The organism is Methylophaga sp. UBA2689 (assembly GCA_002354555.1).
In the GTDB taxonomy this organism is placed as follows: Bacteria; Pseudomonadota; Gammaproteobacteria; order Nitrosococcales; family Methylophagaceae; genus Methylophaga.
The window spans coordinates 62551-64029 of record DELT01000094.1; the positions used below are offsets into that span (position 1 = coordinate 62551).

At 47.9% G+C, this 1479-nt stretch carries 3 protein-coding genes; all 3 read right to left on the reverse strand.

The window, feature by feature from the left end:
- The coding region (locus tag B3M51_RS11410; RefSeq protein ID WP_292759318.1) for an ArsR/SmtB family transcription factor at positions 1-269 on the reverse strand (269 nt) is incomplete at its 3' end.
- Positions 256-1188: an NAD(P)H-dependent glycerol-3-phosphate dehydrogenase gene (locus B3M51_RS11415; RefSeq protein WP_292759321.1), complete on the reverse strand. Its 933-nt coding sequence runs from the start codon at positions 1186-1188 to the stop codon at positions 256-258. The genes B3M51_RS11415 and B3M51_RS11410, both read right to left, overlap by 14 nt.
- Before the next feature lie 15 nt (positions 1189-1203).
- Positions 1204-1479, reverse strand: a 276-nt coding sequence (locus tag B3M51_RS11420; RefSeq protein ID WP_292759324.1) for a protein-export chaperone SecB, incomplete at its 5' end; no start/stop codon positions are given.

Consider the following 1479-nt stretch of genomic DNA (forward strand, 5'->3'; position numbering starts at 1 on the left):
CACATCATGCTGATTAGCCGTAACAGGCGCTCATCGTTGACGCGGTAAAATATGCGGTTTGCATCTCGTCTTGCCGCCAGAATGTTTTTATCTTTAAGTTTGGCAAGATGTTGCGACACATTGCTTTGTGTTGTGCCAACATGCTCAACAATATCCTGTACTGATAATTCTTGATCACCAAGCGTACAGAGAATTTTCAAACGCAATGGATTCGACATTGCCTTCAGCGCAAATGCAGCGCGTTCAATATCATCATTAATGGCATGCATTTGCGGNNATCTCAACACCCGCCTGTTGAGCGCGCAATAAAACTTCTCTTGCAGCGTGCATACCTTCTACCGTCTTACCGACTTTTGAAACCGCTTCATCAACTTTAAGACCTGAACCAATCGCTAAGCCCAGCTGGCGATTTCGGCTCTGATTGTCGGTACAGGTGAGAATCAAATCCCCCATACCAGACAGACCAAACATGGTTTCCGGTTCAGCCCCCAATATACTGGCTAAACGCATAATTTCTGCCATACCGCGGGTCAGCAAAGCGGCACGGGCGTTGGCACCATATCCTAATCCGTCACAGATACCTGCGGCAATTGCCAACACGTTTTTCACCGTGCCACCAACTTGCACTCCTAAAACATCCTCCGTGGTGTAAGCCCGCAAAGCTGGTCCATGAAGCGCATTTGCCAAGGCTTTGGCAAACTCTGTATCGCGGGAAGCAACTGTTAAAGCGGTAGGTAACCCGGCCGCAACCTCCGCGGCGAACGATGGACCAGAAACGACAGCTAAAGCATGTTTAGGCCCCAGAATTTCAATAGCCGTATCGTGCAGAAATTGACCATTGTGGGGCGTTAAACCTTTGGTCGCCCAACTGATCGGGATATCTTCAGACAGAAAAGGTTTAATGCAATGCAATATTTCGCTAAACGCCACACTTGGCACTGAAATCATTACATGTCTGCAATTTTTCAGAGATTTTTCCAAATCCATTTCAATTTTCAATGTATCCGGAAAAATAATTTCCGGTAGATAGCGGCTGTTCATCCGTTCAGCCGCTATCCGGGAAAGCTGTTCTTTGTCACGACCCCACAGCCAGACTTCATGCCCATTGCGAGCCATGGCAATCGCCAGCGCCGTACCCCAGGCTCCGGCACCAATGACAACTGTTGGCATTAAAGAAGAAGCGGTCATGGCCATCTAGACAAGCTAGTGAGTAGCCTGTGCTGCTTCCATCTGCTGACGCGCCTGATCAATTTGATGTTTGTATACTGCATCAAAGTTCACGGGTGCCAGCACGAGTTGTGGGAAACCACCTTTAATAACCACATCAGAAATCACTTCACGTGCAAATGGGAAAACAGTATTCGGGCAGTAACTGCCAATCAGGGGACCCATTTCTTCCTTGCTATACCCGGTCAAAGTGAAAATTCCAGCCTGTTTGACTTCCGCCAGAAATGCGACTTGATCATTAACTTTCGCGGT